This window comes from Rhodococcus sp. P4_F5, assembly GCF_056401315.1.
Genome location: NZ_JBFUJP010000067.1, coordinates 1 through 16,797, shown reverse-complemented (window position 1 = coordinate 16,797; position 16,797 = coordinate 1). Strand labels below are relative to the sequence as shown.

The 16,797-nt window shown below is 67.5% G+C and carries 16 protein-coding genes and 3 pseudogenes; 9 read left to right on the top strand and 10 right to left on the bottom strand.

Going from position 1 to position 16,797, the window contains the following annotated elements; genetic code table 11:
- Positions 1 to 113 precede the first annotated feature (113 nt).
- Positions 114 to 1,181 carry a tyrosine-type recombinase/integrase gene (locus tag AC1DU4_RS21040; protein ID WP_477843118.1) on the top strand — a complete coding sequence of 356 codons (1,068 nt, stop codon included), beginning with the start codon at positions 114 to 116 and terminating at the stop codon, positions 1,179 to 1,181.
- 8 nt (positions 1,182 to 1,189) lie between these two features.
- Here AC1DU4_RS21040 and AC1DU4_RS21035 read toward each other — a convergent pair whose 3' ends face one another.
- Positions 1,190 to 1,597 (bottom strand): hypothetical protein, encoded by a 408-nt coding sequence (locus AC1DU4_RS21035; protein ID WP_477843116.1) that lies wholly within the window; start codon positions 1,595 to 1,597, stop codon positions 1,190 to 1,192.
- A gap of 184 nt (positions 1,598 to 1,781) precedes the next feature.
- On the opposite strand from AC1DU4_RS21035, the gene AC1DU4_RS21030 reads away from it, so the two are divergent.
- The gene (locus AC1DU4_RS21030) at positions 1,782 to 3,533 is read left to right on the top strand and encodes a DEAD/DEAH box helicase (protein ID WP_477843114.1); all 1,752 of its coding nucleotides are present in this window, start codon (positions 1,782 to 1,784) and stop codon (positions 3,531 to 3,533) included.
- A 285-nt stretch (positions 3,534 to 3,818) separates the two neighbouring features.
- On the opposite strand, the gene gdhA is transcribed toward AC1DU4_RS21030, so the two are convergent.
- Positions 3,819 to 5,168: an NADP-specific glutamate dehydrogenase gene (gene gdhA / locus AC1DU4_RS21025; RefSeq protein ID WP_477843112.1), complete on the bottom strand. Its 1,350-nt coding sequence runs from the start codon at positions 5,166 to 5,168 to the stop codon at positions 3,819 to 3,821.
- 257 nt (positions 5,169 to 5,425) lie between these two features.
- Between gdhA and AC1DU4_RS21020 the strand changes: the two genes are divergently transcribed.
- Positions 5,426 to 6,829, top strand: a complete 1,404-nt coding sequence (locus AC1DU4_RS21020; RefSeq protein ID WP_477843110.1) for an NAD(P)/FAD-dependent oxidoreductase — start codon at positions 5,426 to 5,428, stop codon at positions 6,827 to 6,829.
- A gap of 67 nt (positions 6,830 to 6,896) precedes the next feature.
- Here the strand turns inward: AC1DU4_RS21020 and AC1DU4_RS21015 are convergent, their stop codons facing one another.
- On the bottom strand, positions 6,897 to 7,139 hold the full coding sequence (locus AC1DU4_RS21015) for a hypothetical protein (protein ID WP_477843140.1): 243 nt from the start codon (positions 7,137 to 7,139) through the stop codon (positions 6,897 to 6,899).
- Between AC1DU4_RS21015 and AC1DU4_RS21010 the strand changes: the two are divergent.
- Both AC1DU4_RS21010 and AC1DU4_RS21005 read left to right on the top strand, forming a co-directional pair.
- Positions 7,048 to 7,389, top strand: a pseudogene (locus AC1DU4_RS21010) (DUF2510 domain-containing protein); the annotation flags it as partial. The gene AC1DU4_RS21015 and the pseudogene AC1DU4_RS21010 overlap by 92 nt on opposite strands.
- A gap of 66 nt (positions 7,390 to 7,455) precedes the next feature.
- Complete coding sequence (locus AC1DU4_RS21005) at positions 7,456 to 7,782, top strand: hypothetical protein (protein WP_477843138.1); 327 nt, start codon at positions 7,456 to 7,458, stop codon at positions 7,780 to 7,782.
- A gap of 141 nt (positions 7,783 to 7,923) precedes the next feature.
- Here the strand turns inward: AC1DU4_RS21005 and AC1DU4_RS21000 are convergent.
- Positions 7,924 to 8,020 (bottom strand): annotated as a pseudogene (locus AC1DU4_RS21000) (GmrSD restriction endonuclease domain-containing protein); the annotation flags it as partial.
- Positions 8,021 to 8,969: 949 nt separating this feature from the next.
- Between AC1DU4_RS21000 and AC1DU4_RS20995 the strand changes: the two are divergent.
- Together AC1DU4_RS20995 and kstD are read left to right on the top strand one after the other, a co-directional pair.
- Complete coding sequence (locus AC1DU4_RS20995) at positions 8,970 to 9,560, top strand: TetR/AcrR family transcriptional regulator (protein WP_477843108.1); 591 nt, start codon at positions 8,970 to 8,972, stop codon at positions 9,558 to 9,560.
- A 49-nt stretch (positions 9,561 to 9,609) separates the two neighbouring features.
- Entirely contained in the window at positions 9,610 to 11,328 is a 1,719-nt protein-coding gene (gene kstD / locus AC1DU4_RS20990; protein WP_477843106.1) for a 3-oxosteroid 1-dehydrogenase, read from the top strand.
- A 202-nt stretch (positions 11,329 to 11,530) separates the two neighbouring features.
- Here kstD and AC1DU4_RS20985 read toward each other — a convergent pair whose 3' ends face one another.
- The 3 genes and pseudogenes from AC1DU4_RS20985 to AC1DU4_RS20975 all read right to left on the bottom strand — a co-directional run bounded on the left by AC1DU4_RS20985 (position 11,531) and on the right by AC1DU4_RS20975 (position 12,407).
- Complete coding sequence (locus tag AC1DU4_RS20985) at positions 11,531 to 11,671, bottom strand: hypothetical protein (protein ID WP_477843104.1); 141 nt, start codon at positions 11,669 to 11,671, stop codon at positions 11,531 to 11,533.
- Positions 11,641 to 12,146 (bottom strand): annotated as a pseudogene (locus AC1DU4_RS20980) (ATP-binding cassette domain-containing protein). Before AC1DU4_RS20980 ends, AC1DU4_RS20985 begins: the two are co-directional and overlap by 31 nt.
- A gap of 3 nt (positions 12,147 to 12,149) precedes the next feature.
- Entirely contained in the window at positions 12,150 to 12,407 is a 258-nt protein-coding gene (locus tag AC1DU4_RS20975) for an oligopeptide/dipeptide ABC transporter ATP-binding protein (protein WP_477843102.1), read from the bottom strand.
- Positions 12,408 to 12,825: 418 nt separating this feature from the next.
- On the opposite strand from AC1DU4_RS20975, the gene AC1DU4_RS20970 reads away from it, so the two are divergent.
- On the top strand, positions 12,826 to 13,326 hold the full coding sequence (locus tag AC1DU4_RS20970; RefSeq protein ID WP_477843100.1) for a hypothetical protein: 501 nt from the start codon (positions 12,826 to 12,828) through the stop codon (positions 13,324 to 13,326).
- 567 nt (positions 13,327 to 13,893) lie between these two features.
- Here AC1DU4_RS20970 and AC1DU4_RS20965 read toward each other — a convergent pair.
- On the bottom strand, positions 13,894 to 14,445 hold the full coding sequence (locus tag AC1DU4_RS20965) for a DUF2716 domain-containing protein (RefSeq protein WP_477843098.1): 552 nt from the start codon (positions 14,443 to 14,445) through the stop codon (positions 13,894 to 13,896).
- Between the two features lie 83 nt (positions 14,446 to 14,528).
- A complete protein-coding gene (locus AC1DU4_RS20960) occupies positions 14,529 to 15,974 on the bottom strand; it encodes a DUF6924 domain-containing protein (RefSeq protein WP_477843097.1) in 1,446 nt (481 codons plus the stop codon).
- A gap of 203 nt (positions 15,975 to 16,177) precedes the next feature.
- Here AC1DU4_RS20960 and AC1DU4_RS20955 point away from each other — a divergent pair, with 203 nt between their 5' ends.
- A complete protein-coding gene (locus AC1DU4_RS20955; RefSeq protein WP_477843095.1) occupies positions 16,178 to 16,501 on the top strand; it encodes a hypothetical protein in 324 nt (107 codons plus the stop codon).
- Between the two features lie 74 nt (positions 16,502 to 16,575).
- Here the strand turns inward: AC1DU4_RS20955 and AC1DU4_RS20950 are convergent.
- On the bottom strand, positions 16,576 to 16,797 hold a 222-nt coding region (locus tag AC1DU4_RS20950), incomplete at its 5' end, for a hypothetical protein (protein ID WP_477843093.1).

Below are 16,797 nucleotides of genomic sequence, written 5' to 3'. Positions count from 1 at the left end.
GGCCCGCGGCAAGACTATCCATGGCCCGGACGCTCGATTGCATTCGTCATCGTCTACTCGGATCCGGTTGGTGCCGTTGGCTTCTGCCGTGCCCGATCGGGCAAGATCGACGCATGGCAGGACAGCAACGGCTCGCATCGTGGTTCGAGGACTTCCTCGTGCACCGCAGCACCGCGAAACCCTCCCCGAACACCCTCAAGGCGTATCGGCAGGACTACCAGGTGATTTCGGAGGCGTTGGCCGCGGTGACCGGCACCGGCGCCGCCGAGCTGACCCTCGACGCCATCGACAAGGCCACGGTCCGCGCGGCGTTCGCCCGGTACGCGCGCACCCACCAGCCCGCGTCCATCCGGCGGTGCTGGTCCACCTGGAACATGCTCTGCGACTTCCTGTTCTCCCTCGACGCCATCGTCGCCAACCCGATGTCCGCCGTGCTCCGGCCGAAGGCCCCCAAGACGCTGCCCAAGGCGTTCCAGGCGGATTCCGTCGAACGACTGGTCGCGACGCTGCAGTCCGCCGACGACACCGGCGCGCGGGCCTGGCCGGAACGGGACCTGGCGGTGATCCTGACCGGGCTGCTGACCGGCATGCGGATGGCCGAGCTGATCGCCGTCGACCTCGGCGACCTGCGCGACACCGGCGACGACGGGCCGGGCGCCGCGAAGGTGATCCACGTCCACGGCAAGGGCAACAAGGAGCGGGTGGTGACCGTCGAACCCGCCGTGGTCGACGTGCTGGGTCACTACCTGGTGAGCCGGTCGGAGCGTTTCCCGGACACGGCGAAGGGTCGGCTCGCACCTAACGCCGATCCGTGGGAACGATTCCGGCCCGGGGATCCGATGTTCGTCGGCGGCGACGGCATGCGCATCACCCGAGGCACGCTCCAGTACCGCGTCGAACGCGCCTACCGGCGCGCGGGAATCAACGGGGACCGCGCGAAAGGCGCCCTGGTGCACCAGCTCCGGCACACCTTCGCCACCGCGATGGCGGACCAGAACGTGAGCATCTACACGCTGATGCGGATGCTGGGCCACGAGTCGATGAACACCACGCAGCGGTACACCGTCGGCGCGGGCACGGCCGTCCGGGACGCCGCCGCGCTGAACCCCGCCTACGACCTCGTCGGCAGGGAACGCGGCACCACGGTCGACGCCGTCGTCGCTGCCGACGAGATCTGCTGACAGCCTTCCTACGGGAGGGTCTTGATGAAGTCGAACACCGCCGGCTGAACCGCCGGGTTCGCGTTCGTGATGCCGTTGACGGCACCGATGGTCGCGCCGATCGCGGCGCCGGGGATGCAGCCGACGAACAGGAACAACACACAGCCGACCACCGCGCCGACGCCCGCACCGATGCCCGCAACCTGCGAGCCACCGTTGAGCCAGCCGTACTCGATCTGGGTGATCATGTTCTCGTAGGCCGGCTGGCTGTAGACGTCGTGAGGTGCGAGCGCACCGCTCGTGGGCAGCTGCGTGGCCGGCTGTTCGACTGCTGGGTTCGCCGGTGTCGGCGGAGAACTCGCATAGGAAGTACCGGCGCCAATCCCCGTCATCGCAACTACTGCCACGGACAGCGCCGCGGCTTTGTGGAGTTTCATCTTGGGGGGCTCCTCCGTGAGTAGGAAGACGGCCCCGAGCAGGTCGTAGACCGTCAGGAACATCCCTTAGACTAGTGATTGGACGGCATAAAATCTGCCCCCATTCGAGGTCTCGACGACTACGGCCGCCGACGTCCAGGCGCGCTCTGACCGGCACCGATCCCCGGACGCTAGGCTCTGCGGAGTGCCCCCGCGCCCCCGAACCCCACGCCCCCGCACCTCAGCCGCACGGACCCGCCGAGCGACCACCCGGAGCAAGACCGTCCGCGGCGCGGCCGCGCCCACCGCGGCGTCGGCGGACCTGCCCGTCGCCGGTCCCGGCGAGCGGATCTGGGTGCTCGACGTTCCGTTCCGCACCCCCGCCCCCGGCGCCCGCTGGTACCCGAAGATGCGCGCCCACGCCTACGTCGGCGAGGCACTGCCCGCCGAACTGAGCCCGTTCGCCACCAAGCCGTACACCTACCAGCGCTGGCTCGAGGACGACCTCAACGGCACCCGCGGACCGGCGCCGACCGCGGCACCGAAGACTCCCCGCCCCGAACAGTTGGAGGCGGCCGCCGCGATCGAGGCCGCCGCCCACCGGCAGGCCCGGGGGTTCGCCCTGTTCGACGACCCCGGCATGGGCAAGACGCTCTCCGCGGTGCTCGGCGCGAAGGCGGTGGCCTCGCTGCGCGGCGGGTCCACGATCCTCGTCACCGTCGACCGTCCCGCCTCGATCACCGTCCCGCACTGGCGGGCCACCATCGCCGCCGTCGGCGACGGCGGCTACCGCTGGCTGATCATCTCCCCGGACCAGCTCAAGAAGCTGATCGCCCGCAACGGCCGGCCGCAACGGTTCGACGTCGTGGTCAACGACGAGGCGCACAACTTCCGGCACCGGTCCCAGCGCACCGGCTACCAGCGTCGGGTGAACCGGCTGCTGGACCTGCCCGAGAAGGCGCCGTTCGTCATCTCGATGACCGCGACGCCCGGCCACCATCCCGGCGAGTGGCTGTACCTGTCCTCGCTGCTGGCCCAGGTGCACGGCGAGGCGCCGGAGGAGTGGGACGACCTCGGCGCCCGGCTCGCCGACGCGGGCATCCCCCTGGAGAAGCACATGGGCCGCTGGCAGTGGTCGCCGGAGGCGAAGGCGTCCACCGCGGTCCAGGCGCGGGCCGTCGACACCGTCCGCACCTGGCTGACCGAGGCCGAGCCGCCGCTGATGCTGCACCGCGACGCGCCCTGGGGTCCGGCCCCGCTCGACGGTCTCGGGGTGGACCTCTCCCCCGACGAGGTGCTCCAGTACGAGATGGAGTGGGGCGCGTACCGGCGGGAGATGCGGATCGCGCGCACCGGGTCGGACACCGCCCGCGGGCGCGCCGCCCTGGTCCGGTTCCGCCAGAAGGCCGGGATGATCCGGGTCCCGCACACCGTCGACCTCGTCGCCGCGCACGTCGAACGCGGGTACCAGGTGCTGGTCGCGACGGAGATGGTCTCGACCGCGGCGCAGCCGATCGCGGACCGGCTCGAGGAGCGCGGCATCCCGGTGTCACGGATCTTCGGCAGCCGTCCCGACGCCGAGGAGCAGCGGCTGCGGTTCCAGCGGGGGCAGAGCCAGGTGTGCGTCTTCAACACCACCAGTTCGATCAGCCTGCACGCGAACGAGCGGCTCGCCGACGGGACCACCGCGACGGCCACCCCGCGGATCGGGTTCTTCCACCAGCCGCGGTACTCGGGCATCGCCGCCCGGCAGACCATCGGCCGCGCGCACCGCGACTACCAGGTGTGCCCGTGGTGGCTGCTGTACAGCACCGACACCGTCGAGGAGTCGGCCGGGCAGGTCATGGTGCAGCGGCTGCTGGTGACGTCGGCGTCCGTCGACGGCGACCTGAGCACGTTCCGGACCGTCGCCGCGCTGTTCGACGCGGACTGGCTGCCCGAGGAGTCGTTCGACTGACCCCGGAATGCAGGAAACGCCCCGGTCACCGGCTGGCGATCGAGACGTTGCGGAGGGTGTGGTCGGTCCGCCGCGCCGTCGGGGCGGACCGGGAAAGGTACAGCGAGCGCACGACGCCGTTGTCGGCACTCTACTGCGGGGTGAAGCCACGAACGGTGGAGCTGCGAACGGTAAAGCTACGAGCGGTGGAACCCGTCGTTCGGTGACGCTGATCTCGGCACGTCATTGGGCCGAGACCAACTTCCACGGGTTCCCGTCAGGCGCAGGGCGCCACGGTGACGTGGATCAGATGACGCCCAGTGCGAACATGGCGTCGGCGACCTTGACGAAGCCGGCGATGTTGGCGCCGTGCACGTAGTCGCCCGGCTTGCCGTACTCGGCGGCCGTCTCGATGGTGCGGGCGTGGATGCCGCGCATGATGCCGGCGAGACGCTCGTCGGTGTACTCGAAGCTCCAGGAGTCGCGCGAGGCGTTCTGCTGCATCTCGAGTGCGGAGGTGGCCACACCACCGGCGTTGGCTGCCTTGCCGGGGGCGAAGGCGACACCCGCTTCGCGGAAGGCCTGGATGCCGCCGGGGGTCGTGGGCATGTTCGCGCCCTCGGCCACTGCCTGCACACCGTTGGCGATCAGCGTCTTGGCCGCGTTGTCGTCGAGCTCGTTCTGCGTGGCACACGGGAGCGCGACGTCACACGGCACGTCCCAGATGCAACCGCCCGCGACGAACTCGGCGTGCGGGACCGCGTCGGCGTACTCGCTGATCCGGCCGCGACGAACTTCCTTGATCTCCTTGAGGAGGTCGAGGTCGATGCCCTTCTTGTCCACGATGTAGCCCGAGGAGTCCGAGCACGCGATCGCGAGACCGCCGAGCTGGTGGATCTTCTGGATGGCGTAGATCGCGACATTGCCGGAACCGGAGATGACGGCGGTCTTGCCCTCGACGCTCTCACCCTTGGCCTTGAGCATCTCGGCGACGAAGTACGCGACGCCGTAGCCGGTGGCCTCGGTGCGGACCTGCGAGCCGCCCCAGTTGATGCCCTTGCCGGTGAGCACGCCCGACTCGTAGGTGTTGGTGAGCCGCTTGTACTGGCCGAACAGGTAGCCAATCTCGCGGCCGCCGACGCCGATGTCACCCGCGGGCACGTCGGTGTACTCGCCGATGTGGCGGTTCAGCTCGGTCATGAACGACTGGCAGAAGCGCATGATCTCGCCCTCGGACTTGCCCTTGGGGTCGAAGTCGGAGCCGCCCTTGCCGCCGCCGATGGGCAGGCCGGTGAGCGAGTTCTTGAAGATCTGCTCGAAGCCGAGGAACTTCACGATGCCGAGGTTGACGCTCGGGTGGAAGCGCAGGCCGCCCTTGTACGGGCCGAGCGCGCTGTTGTACTGCACGCGGAAGCCACGGTTGACGTGGACGCAACCCTGGTCGTCGACCCACGGCACACGGAAGATGATCTGGCGCTCGGGCTCGCAGAGCCGCTCGATCAAACCGAAGTCTGCGTACTTCGAGTTGCGCTCGAGCACGACGGTGAGCGACTCGAACACCTCGGCAACGGCCTGGTGGAACTCGGGCTCTCCGGCGTTGCGATGCGCAACGACCTCAAAGTACTTGTCAACCTGCGCACGGACCTGCCCACTCACAGCAGCTCCCTCCTTCTCATATTTACATGGAACCTGCAAAGTACAGGCAATCACATAGTTGTCTCACAACACCATGTGCGCGAACGTGAGAATTATTTCACCTGAGACGGGTGTCACCTCACCCCGACCGGTCCGGGGCGGTGAGGTCGGGCGCCCCGGCGCGACGACACGCCCCGCCGCGGCGTCTTGTCGCGACGCCCGCGCGGGGCTGCGACTACCGTGTGGGGCGTCGCCTACACCCTGCGGAGGAACGCCTCATGAGCATCCAATCGGTGGACTCGCGCCGCCATCGCGTCGTGATCATCGGGTCCGGGTTCGGCGGGCTGTTCGGCGCCCAGGCACTCAAACGAGCCGACGTCGACGTCACCGTCGTCGCGCGCACCACCCACCACCTCTTCCAGCCGCTGCTCTACCAGGTGGCGACCGGCATCCTCTCGGTCGGCGACATCGCCCCGGCCACCCGCCTGGTGCTGCGCAAGCAGCGCAACGCGCAGGTCCTGCTCGGCGACGTCGAGTCGATCGACCTCGACTCCAAGAAGGTCACCTCGCGGCTGCTCGACCGCACCACCGTCACCGAGTACGACAGCCTGATCGTCGCGGCGGGCGCCGGCCAGTCCTACTTCGGCAACGACCACTTCGCGAAATTCGCGCCGGGCATGAAGACCATCGACGACGCCCTCGAGCTGCGCGGCCGCATCCTCGGCGCGTTCGAGCAGGCCGAGCTGTCCCAGGACCCGGAGGAACGGGCCCGGCTGCTCACCTTCGTCGTCGTCGGCGCCGGCCCCACCGGGGTGGAACTGGCCGGCCAGATCGCCGAACTCGCACACCGCACCCTCAAGGGCGCCTTCCGCAGCATCGACCCCGGCAGCGCCCGGGTGATCCTGCTCGACGGCGCCCCCGTGGTGCTGCCCGTGTACGGCGGCAAGCTCAGCGCGAACGCCGCCGCGCGGCTCGAGAAGATGGGCGTCGAGATCCAGCCGAACGCCATGGTGACCGGCGTCGACGCGGACGGCCTGGTGGTCAAGGACAAGGACGGCTCGGAGCGCCGCATCGAGTCGCAGTGCAAGGTGTGGTCGGCCGGCGTGCAGGCCAGCCCGCTGGGCAAGCAGCTGGGCGAGCAGTCCGGCGCCGAGGTAGACCGGGCCGGACGCGTGCACGTGCTGCCGGACCTGACCCTGCCGGGCCACCCCGAGGTGTTCGTCATCGGCGACATGATGGCCCTGGACAACCTGCCCGGTCTCGCGCAGGTCGCCATGCAGGGCGGCAAGTACGCGGCCAAGCAGATCAAGGCGAACCTCGCCGGCGACGACCGGTCGACCCGGCATCCGTTCAAGTACTTCGACAAGGGCTCGATGGCGACGATCTCGCGGTTCAGCGCGGTCGCCAAGGTCGGGAAGCTCGAGATCACCGGCTTCATCGGCTGGATCGCCTGGCTCGCCATCCACCTGATGTACCTCGTCGGGTTCCGCAGCAAGTTCTCCACCATGCTGTCGTGGACGGTGACCTTCCTCGGCCGCGGGCGCGCACAGATGGCCTCGACCGAGCAGCAGGTCTTCGCCCGCGTCGCGATCGAGGACCTGCAGGACTACGAGCGGGCGCGGCACGCGGGGCTGATCGGGGACCCGGCCGTGGTGTTCACCGGGGAGGAACGCGCGGGATAGTCGGCCCCCGGAACGGGCGCTGCGCGAACTCGACCGGAGACCGGTCTTTCGAGCCATGCCGGCGCGCTCAGCTCACGGCAGCGCCGAACCACCCAGGGAGCTGGCCGAGCAGGTCCCGCTGGTCTTCGCCGACCCACGCCACGTAGCCGTCCCCGTGGAGCTCGCGGTAGGCGGCCGGTTCGGTGAGCATGCGTCTGCGCTTCGCGTCGGTCTGCGGGATGGCCGCGACCTGCCGGTCGAATCCGGTGGCGTCCAGCTCGAGGGTGCGATGGCGGGGCAGCGTCGCGCGATGCGCTGTCGTTCGGCCCATCCATCGGCCCAGCCGGAATCCGTCGTCGGTGACGACCTCACTGGTGATCGTCGCCTTCTGCGACCAACCACATGCGATAGTTGTGCGTTCAAATGCCACCAAGCGGGGAGACACGTTGACCACTGAGCCCGATGCCTCCCCGTCGAGTCGACCGTCACTTCCACCGCCGGGCTGGTACCACGACTCGTCCAGCCAATCGACACGATGGTGGAATGGACAGGCGTGGACCGAGATTCACGCTCCGCACCCACCAAGTGCGCCTACCCCATCCCCTGCCCCGGCCCGTGGCAGGTGGCTACGTGCGTTCAAGAACCTCTTGACGAATCTGTGGCGTGACCGGGCTACTCGGTGGTGGCTGATCGTTGTTGGCGCGGTGATCGCAATAGCGGCCATCGCGCTGGTCACCTCGATCGTCGACGGTCTACTAGTTGACGAGGTCTCGTATCGGGAGGGGTTCGACCACGGGGAAACGTACGCATCAGTCGTGGCGTCGCTGGTCGGTGTCGGCGCAGGCGACGGCGTATCCGAGGGTCAGATCCGGAGCGCGTGCACTTCGGCAGCGAAACAGCTCGCTGACATGTATGACGTGACGGACTACGCGGACGGATGCTTCGACGGAGCCGTCGAGAGCCTGTCGAACTGACCCTGCCCGTATCGCTCCAGTCTGGCGATTCGGTCACCCGGACACGGGTGCACCTGACTCAGGCGCCTCTCAGGTCAGGCGCATGGCCTAGTGGCGGTCCTGGTCGCGCGCCCCGGCCGCCAGCTTCCGGACTTCTCGGGGTTCGGTTACCCACAGGCCGTAGATGGCCTTCACCTCGACCTGCTTCGCGACGTAGGTGCACCCGTAGGACTTTGTTCGGGGGTAGCCAGGACGCGGCGGGGGCTCGGGCCCCCGGTGACCGACGAACAACGGGCCGCGGGGGCGGCCGCGGATCAGCCGAGGCAGCAGCCGCGCGGTGCCTGCGTCCCAGTAGACGGTCTCGAGGACGTGTTCGGCGTGGGTGGCGCCGCGGCGGCGGGTGCGCGGGCGGGCGCCCTTGGATATAACCGGGCACGAGCGGGCGGACAGGTCGAGGTCTTCGATGTTGACCTGCAGCAGTTCCTCTGCGCGGGCGCACGTTTCGTACAGCATCCGCCACAGCGTCTTCTCCCGAAGGTGGACGTCGCGGCGTGCGATGAGCCGGTCGATCGCGGTGCGCGACCAGGCCAGGGTGTCGGAGTCCGGCGGGGTGGACCGGCCCGCCGACACCGGGACCGCGGGTGCGTCCCAGCCCCGTTCACGGCGCCAGGCCAGCCACTTCAGGACCGCGGCCCGGCGGGGCGTTCCAGGTGTTCACCGCAGCCTCGCCCCACAAGGCCTCCAGCGCGGCGCCGATCTCGGTATCGGTCACCTCCGCCAGCGGCCGACTGCCGGCGAGAGGTCCGTCGGGGCCGCGGCGCTCGAGCCTGTCGGCCGTCTTGACGATCGCGATGGTTTAGGCGGCGGGTGTTCGGGGAGCCGACGGTGTCCAGGAACGCCTCGGCAGCCGACCACACCGCCCGAGGCGGTGCCGCCCGGAGCAGGGTCACCGCGCTGGCCATCGCCACCACCCTCCGATGCTTGCCCTGATAACGGCGTCGCTTCGTGTCGTCGACGCGGCGGGTCCGCCGCAGTTCGCCTCCGACGCGACCCCGGATAACAGGCCCCTATCTGGAGCAATAGGACGCATGATCGGGCAACCCGACCGAGTCGATGGGATAGAAATCCGTATTGACAGTCACTCCCACATCGGCTGATACTTTCAAAGTGGGCGGGACTCCGCTCTCTAGGACTGGAAGTGAGGTGTGATGTCACTACGTGAGCGACAGCGACGCCAGGTTCGTGCCGACATCGAGCGTGCAGCGTTCGGATTGTTCGCGCGGGCTGGTTTCGCGGAGGTGACCACCGAGCAGATCGCTTCGGCGGCCGGAGTGTCGACGAGCACATATTTCCGGCACGTGCGTAGCAAAGAGGATCTGCTGTTGGACCCGGTCCGCGAGGGCGGGGCGGGTATCGCGGGCCTGTTGGAGTCGCGTCCGGATTCCGAGCCCGCCGATGTGGCGTTGGCTCAGGCGATCCTGACGCGCTCGACCGATCTGCCGGTCGAGGAACTCGAGCAGTGGCGGACCGCGTTCGCCACTGCTCCGCATCTGCTGGATCGGGTCGCGTTGATACCGACCGATCATCGGGACCGGTTGGTCGAACTCGTCGCGCAACGGATGCACCGCGACTTCGAGTCCGACAGCACACCTGGGTTGCTCGTTCATCTGATGCTCGCCGCCGCCGAATACGGATACCTGCAATGGCTGCGGAACACCGCGGATCGTTCAGCTTCACTGCCGGTATGTGTGGAAGGCGCGGTCACTGCGGTCCTCGACCAGCGTTGGCGCAATAGCTGATCCCCGTACCGACTGCCGTCCAAATTCTCGGAGAGGAACTACACAAGTCATGCAACAACACAACGCATTCCCGGATTCCGTTGACGTTGTCGTGGTCGGATCCGGGGCCGCCGGAATGACCGCGGCCATCACTGCCGCCCGCCACGGACTTTCGGTCCTGGTGATCGAGAAGGCGCCACATTGGGGCGGGTCCACAGCACGCTCAGGAGGCGGGGTCTGGATTCCCGGCAACGCCGTGCTGCGCCGTGAAGCACCCGCCGACGACCTCGACGCTGCGCGCTCCTATCTGCACGAGATCATCGGCGATGAGGTGGACAAGGACCGGATCGACACCTACATCGACCGCGGACCAGAAGCTTTCGACTTCCTCGCCGCCCACAGCCCGCTGCGCATGCATTGGGTTCCCGGCTACAGCGACTACTACCCCGAAGCCCGCGGCGGGCGAGCACACGGACGCTCGGTCGAGCCCGCCCCGTTCGACGCCGCATCGCTCGGGGCCGAGTTGTCCAGGCTAGAACCCGACTATTCCAAGGCGCCGCGCAACTTCGTGCTCACCCAGGCCGAGTTCCGTCAGGTTCACCTCGGCCTGCGCAACCCGCGTGCTCCCTGGCAGGTGATCAGGATCGGCGCACGCTACCTCACCGCTCAGCTGCTGCGCCGCCACCTGCTCGCCCGTGGTCAAGCATTGGCCGCGATGCTGCGACAAGGCATGCTCGAAGCTGACATACCACTGCGGCTGGGCACCGCGCTGGTCGAGTTCCACACCACTGGCGACCGGGTCAGCGGTGTTCTCGTTCGCTGCGACGGAGTCGACTACGCCATCCGCGCCAACCATGGGGTCGTACTCGCTTGCGGCGGATTCGAAAGCAACGAGACCATGCGCAAGCAGCACCAGCGTGAACCCATCGGTGCCGACTGGACCGTCGGTGTTGCCGCCAACACCGGCGACGGTATCCGCGCGGCCCAAACCCTCGGCGCAGCCACCGAATTCATGGACGACGCCTGGTGGGGTCCCACTATTCCGCTGCCACGCAAGCCGTGGTTCTGTCTGGCCGAACGCAATCTGCCCGGCAGCATCATCGTCAACAACCGCGCTCGACGCTTCATGAACGAATCCCTGCCCTACGTCGAGGCCGTGCACCACATGTACGGCGGCCGGCACGGCCAAGGCGAAGGCCCCGCGGCCAATCTTCCGGCATGGCTGATCTTCGACCAGCGCTACCGCAACCGCTACCTTTTCGCCGGGCTGCCGCCACGCCAAACCCTGCCGAAGCGATGGTTCGACTCCGGCGTGCTCACCCAGGCCACAACCATCAGCGGACTCGCCGACAAGATCGGTCTACCTGCGGACGAACTGGCCGCCACCGTCAGTCGTTTCAACACTTTCGCCCGAACCGGCACAGACGAAGACTTCGGACGCGGGGACAGTGCCTACGACCGCTACTATGGCGATCCTCGACAACGCCCCAACCCCAACCTCGGCGCCATCGACGCCGGCCCCTACTACGCCGCCCGCCTCGTGCCCGGTGATCTCGGCACCAAGGGCGGACTGCGCACCGACTTGACCGGTCGCGTGCTACGCGAGGACAACACGACCATCGAAGGCCTCTACGCCGCGGGCAACACCGCCACCCCCGTCATGGGCCACACCTACGCCGGACCTGGCGCCACCATCGGCCCCGCCATGGTCTTCGCATACCTGTCCGCCGTTCACCTGGCGACAGCCAGCCAAGAAACCAGCACCCAACCGGCGGCGGGCAACTCTTAGAACAACGGGTCCCGCACGCGCAGCGGCCGGCACCCGAAGAAACCGAGTGCAATTGCCTGACGGAATACGTGGCCAGAGATGTGCATTCAGCGCTAGCCCATGCCCTCAGCCGATCAGCGTCGATTCTTCGGGTGACCGGGGCCGTCTCGTGGAGTCCTGCGGACGCAAGGGGGGGCGTTCATGCCCCACGGCACCGCCGTTCTCAGATGCCGACTGACAATGTCTGGTCGGCCCAGACGTCGAGCAGCGCATGGTGGTGGCTGACGGCAAGCACACCCAGGCCGCGGCGGGTTTCCTCGGCGATGACCGCGGTCAGCGTGGCGGTGGTCGCGGGGTCGAGCATCGCGGTCTCTCGTCGCAGATCAGGTAGTGCGGCCGCTGGAGAAGAGCGCGGGCGAGGCAGGCGCGTTGCAGCTGGCCGTCGGACACCTGGTGCGGTCGCCGGGCGAGGAGGTCGTCGGTGATTCCGACGCGCGCGGCGGCGGCCCGCAAGGCGGCGGTGCGGCCGCGCCGCGTCTGGAGCAGCTCGGCGATGATCCGCTCGAGCGTCCACCGGCCGGTCACCGCCTGGCGGGGCGACTGGAACAGCATCGCGACCACCGCCCGGCCAGCGCCCGCGAGAGGCTGCCCGTCAACGGTGACGTGCCCGCGGTCGGGGCGTGGAGGCCGGCCAACACGCGGGCGAGGGTGGTCTTGCCGCTTCCGGACGGTCCAGTGAGGCCGACGATACGGCCCGGCGCGATGGCGAGGCTGACGTCGGTGAGCACCGGATCGGCCCGGTGGTGGCCGGCGGTGATGTGGTGGGCTCGCAGGGTCATCGGTCATGCTCCGATCAGGCGCCGGACGGTGCGGTCACCGTGGTGCGCAAGGTGGGTAGGGCCGCCGGAGAATCCCGGTGCGGGGCGGCGCTGGTGGTAGACGCAGTCGCCGGGCAGATCGGTCAGGGTAGGCGGGGTTCCGGGGATCGGGTGCAGGCCGCCGGCGGGCAACGCGGCGAGCAGATCTCGGGTGTACGGATGCCACGGGTCGGTGAACACCGCTGCGGTCGGCCCGGTCTCGACAATCCTCGAGGCGTACATGACCGCGACCTGGTCGGTGTGGGCTGGCAGTGTGTCGAGAGGTCGTGAACGCCGCCACGACCACGATGACGACAGTGAAGGGAAACCCGGCGTCGGTGAACGCCAGCGCCCACACCCGGTCGCCGGCACCGTCGTTCGCGGCGAACCGGTCGAGTCGGTAGGCGATTCGCATGAGGGCCCAGCCGATCAATGCCCCGGTCAGGGCTGCGCCGCCGATGACGGCAGCGGCAACGGTGTGGGGCGAGGGCGAGGCGAGTGGCGTTGTCATGGTGGCGGCGAAGGTAGCTTCCCTGTTCGCCACCGCCTGCCCTCCGCTCACTAAATGCCCGGGGTCTATCACCTCTCCAAACGATCGCGCCGCCCGCTGCCGGAGCGCCGACCCGCCTCTCCCCTGACCCGTCCGACTTAAGGTGACTGCATGAGGCCTTACATCACGATCAATGAGGACTTCTTCGACGACCACGATGTGGCGAGCCGGACCTACTCACCTGCGCAACGCCGCATGACGAGGCAGCACCAGCAGCTGATCGAACACTTCGGTGGGCACGCTGAAGCATGGTCGCGTCGCGCGCTTCACGCGTGCCTTGCGACCCTCGCCGTCAATACGTGGTCCGAGGCCTGGGGTGTGGGCGTGATTGACGCATGGACTGAAGGGGATTCGGCCTTCTGTGTGGTGTACCGGTACCGCGAGTACCCACGCACCATCGGCATACGCCGAACGGTGGACGACGACCCCAACTCGGCGGCGGCCGACGACCCCAAGCAATTCGGGCGAGACGTTGCAACCGGCGACATCGGCGAACCGCTTGGAACCGTGGCACGGAAACTGCGACCTGACGCGACTGGTGCCCACTGGTGGGGAGCACTCGACGAATCACTCCCGATCAATCCGGGCGAACCGACAAACCTGGGCCTGTAGATCCAGCAACGTAGCCCCGCCCTCAGCTGAGGACGGGGCTACTACCCGGGTGGCGCTGCCCGATCAACCGTTCAGCCTCCGACTCCAATCGCCCCGTCCGATTCCGATGCGGCGAGATCGGATCGCTTCAGACGACCCGGCGGTTTTCCACACTTCGACTGTTCATGACACGCCCGACCGGGGCACGGGAGATACTCGGCCGATGCCGAACCGAGGCGTAGCTCCTACCGGCCAATCGACGGGCACCGGTGCAGATGTGGAATGCCGAGGAGGGGTGGGGAGTAATTGACTCCGCTCAGACGCCGGGCGGTTGCTGGGCTTTCTACAGCAGCATCGTCGGCGAGGGGTTCCGCACCTTGAGTGTCGGTGCGACCGTCGGGCTCGAATGGGAGCCGGTGACCGATCAGGACGGGTATCGGTATCGGGCCACACGCAACACGGCAGCTGACACCGCACATAGTGCTGCGGCCGAGTCGCTGTGCTCGGATCAGCTTTTCGACCGATGCGGCTCACACCCAGCCCGCCTGCCTCACCGGCCTGGTCGTGCCAGATACCGCTCCCGGCGGCTCATCTCATCTGGATCGGCCGGCCGTTGATGCGTTTCTGGGGTAGCCAGGTCGCCAACGTGTGGCCGAGGGTGCCGACGAGTCGTTCGCCGAACACACAGAGCGTTTTCTCCCAGGGATGTCCAAACGTACCCTCGGCGAATCCTTCTCGCGCGAAGATGTAGTAGTCGCCGTTGGGGTAGACCGGCACTCGCCACTCGGTATCTGGTGTCGCGGCGTGGGTGGCGGCGTCGAACGAGTAACCCGGATGCTGCCAATCGAGTACAACGAAGGTCGGGTCGTCGGCGAACTCGGTGACGAAACATCGCAGCGCCTCGGCATTGACCGCGTCGAATCGGGCGGACCCCGACCCCGGGGCGCCACCGGTGTTGGCGAGATCGAAGGTCACCGACGGCGTCGGCTCGGCGATCGCCGGCCACGACTCGGGTGTCACGCCCGGGCGGAAGCCGCCGAACCTGTCGGTGAAGGTAGTCCAGTGCCGGTGCCGGTCGTGCGCGGCCAGTTCAGTCCAGCCTGGTGGCAGAGGGTTACCGAAGTCGTGCGTGTACCTCATACGGGTCCGCCCTTCATTGACTGCCCGGTGTCGAGAACCCTGGACGTCCGACCGAGGCCCCCGACGGAAGAACCGATGTTCGTTCAGGAGAACCCGCGGTAGACGCCGTCGGGTCCCGCAGCGTTTGCGAAGTCCTCAAAGTCCATGTTGGCGAGGGAGAGGTTGTTCTCGATGGACCACATCTGTGACGGGATCACCCTGACCGTCTGGCCTCTGCCAGGGCCAAACTCCGTGGGCCCGGTGTCCACGGCGAGGATCGGATGGTCGGGGTCGGTGATCGTGGTGGCATCCGCGATGAACACGTAGTACGGGGGCAGTTCGCCGATCCGCTCAAGCAGATCTGAGATCGACAAGCCGTCGTTCGCGGGGTTGTCAATACAGATCAGGCACGCCATAAATTCGGATTCGTCGCCTTCGCCGGCCGCCATCGCCGCGGCGGCCACCTCGCGCCAGGCGGCGCCGTTGCTGAAATCGGTTCGGATGAATAGCGAATCCCCGCCTCGATCGCCGAGGTAGTCGTCGAGGTGGCGACCTGTCCCCAACGCCTCCAGGAGTTCGGCGTCGGCCTGTTCGGCTACGTCGCGGTCGAGCCTTTCGCGGATCTGCACGGCGGTGGCGACCGGCGGGTCAGCCGGAACGATCGAGCCGATGATTCGTGCGCAGTCGTCGGAGTCGATCAGGTTGTGGCTGCGGATCTCGAACGTCCATGGACCGACTGCTTCCCGGTGACGTAACGGTGTCTGCGTTTGCATCCAGGTGACCTCGGGTTCGCCGACGTCGGTGACCCATTGGCGAAGTGCGAGGTAGCCGCCCTGAGCTGTCACCTGCAGATCCATGGCCCCGGTTCGTGGATCACCATCGATCGGTTGGACTTCGATGGTCCGCGGTAACCAGGTGACCTGCGGCCGCGGCATCTGTGCGAGTGCCCGCATCTTCGCTTCGTACTCGCGCTGAGCGGGGGTGACGAACCGATCCTCATCCTCCCGGACCCGGCCAGACCAGGTGAACAAGGCCGGATCGAAGTCCTCGTCGAAGCGGGGGTTCGCCAGTTCCATCACCTGCGAACCTACGGACCTCGACAGGGCGATGCCCAGTTCTGCGTCGATCACGTAGGTCACCTCAGCGCCGGACGTGGGGTCCGCGAACTGGACCTGCCAGCCTGCGCGGCCACGAACCTCCACTGGACAGGGCAGACTCGTCGGGGCCAACCGCTGCTGCGTCCCTGAATCCTCCAGCGGCCACATGGCATACGCCTGCAGGAGTTGCGATGGCGCGGAACCGATGGTCATGACAAACCGATGCGGAGATTTGACGGTGTGGACCATCACCCCGTCGTCGGCACGACGGTACTCATCAGTGCCGTCCTCGATGTACGTCGCCTCGCCGGCAGCGTCCTCGATACGCCACGTCGTGGGCGGCAAGAACCACACCCGCCCCGCGAAGGTGTCGTCGCTCCACATGTCGGCGCGGACAGACCGCCCCATCGTGCTGTAGTTCAAACCTCGTATCTGCGGCCACGTCATCGACATCCACCCAACCTAGGACGTTTCTCCAGCCCGCTGGGTACTTGTCCTCGAAGTCGAGCGGAAGTCACCCGCGGGGTGCTTTGACCCCCATCCGCTTACGGTCTCGCAACTCGACGGCTCAGTGGTCTGGCACAAGTCACCGCGAACAATTGTCGGGCTCCGAGAGCGTCCGATCCGACAAGCTCACTGCGTGTGAAGATGCATTCATGCGTACTGAGGATCACGACGAGCCCGCAGGTGGCAGCAGACCGACGGCTGACGATGGGCCGTTCACCTTGACGGTCGATGGCGAGATTTTCACGGTGAGGCTACGTCCAGAGGAACCAGGAGCCTGCGACTATCACTGGGAATCAGGCCCGAACGAGGGGTACGGATTCTCCAGCTTCCAACACGTAGCCTATTCCAGCATTCAAGACCGAGCGAACGCTCCATCCGCAGAGCAGCAGCCGAACACGGTTGACGAACATCGCGAGTCGATCCGTGACTTCCTCAGCCAGATCAACCTCGAGACTGGCTACATCGGCGACTGAGACCCTGCGCACCGAAGCACCGAGGACCTGCATGAGACCGGGACTGGCCCCGCCGGTGTCACTCTCGGTGCCCTTTACTGCTTTCGAAGCAGTCCTTTCCACCGCGGAACAGGGAAGCGCTCCCCAGCTGCCCAAATCGCAACAGCAACCACGAGAACCAACACGGCGCTCCACCATGGAAAGCCCAGCAGGATCGAAACGAACCCGGCAACGAACACGACCACACTCACCGCCCACATCCAGTAGCGATGGGGGCCACCCGGCTCGAGGCTTTCCTGCTCGATCATGCTCATAGG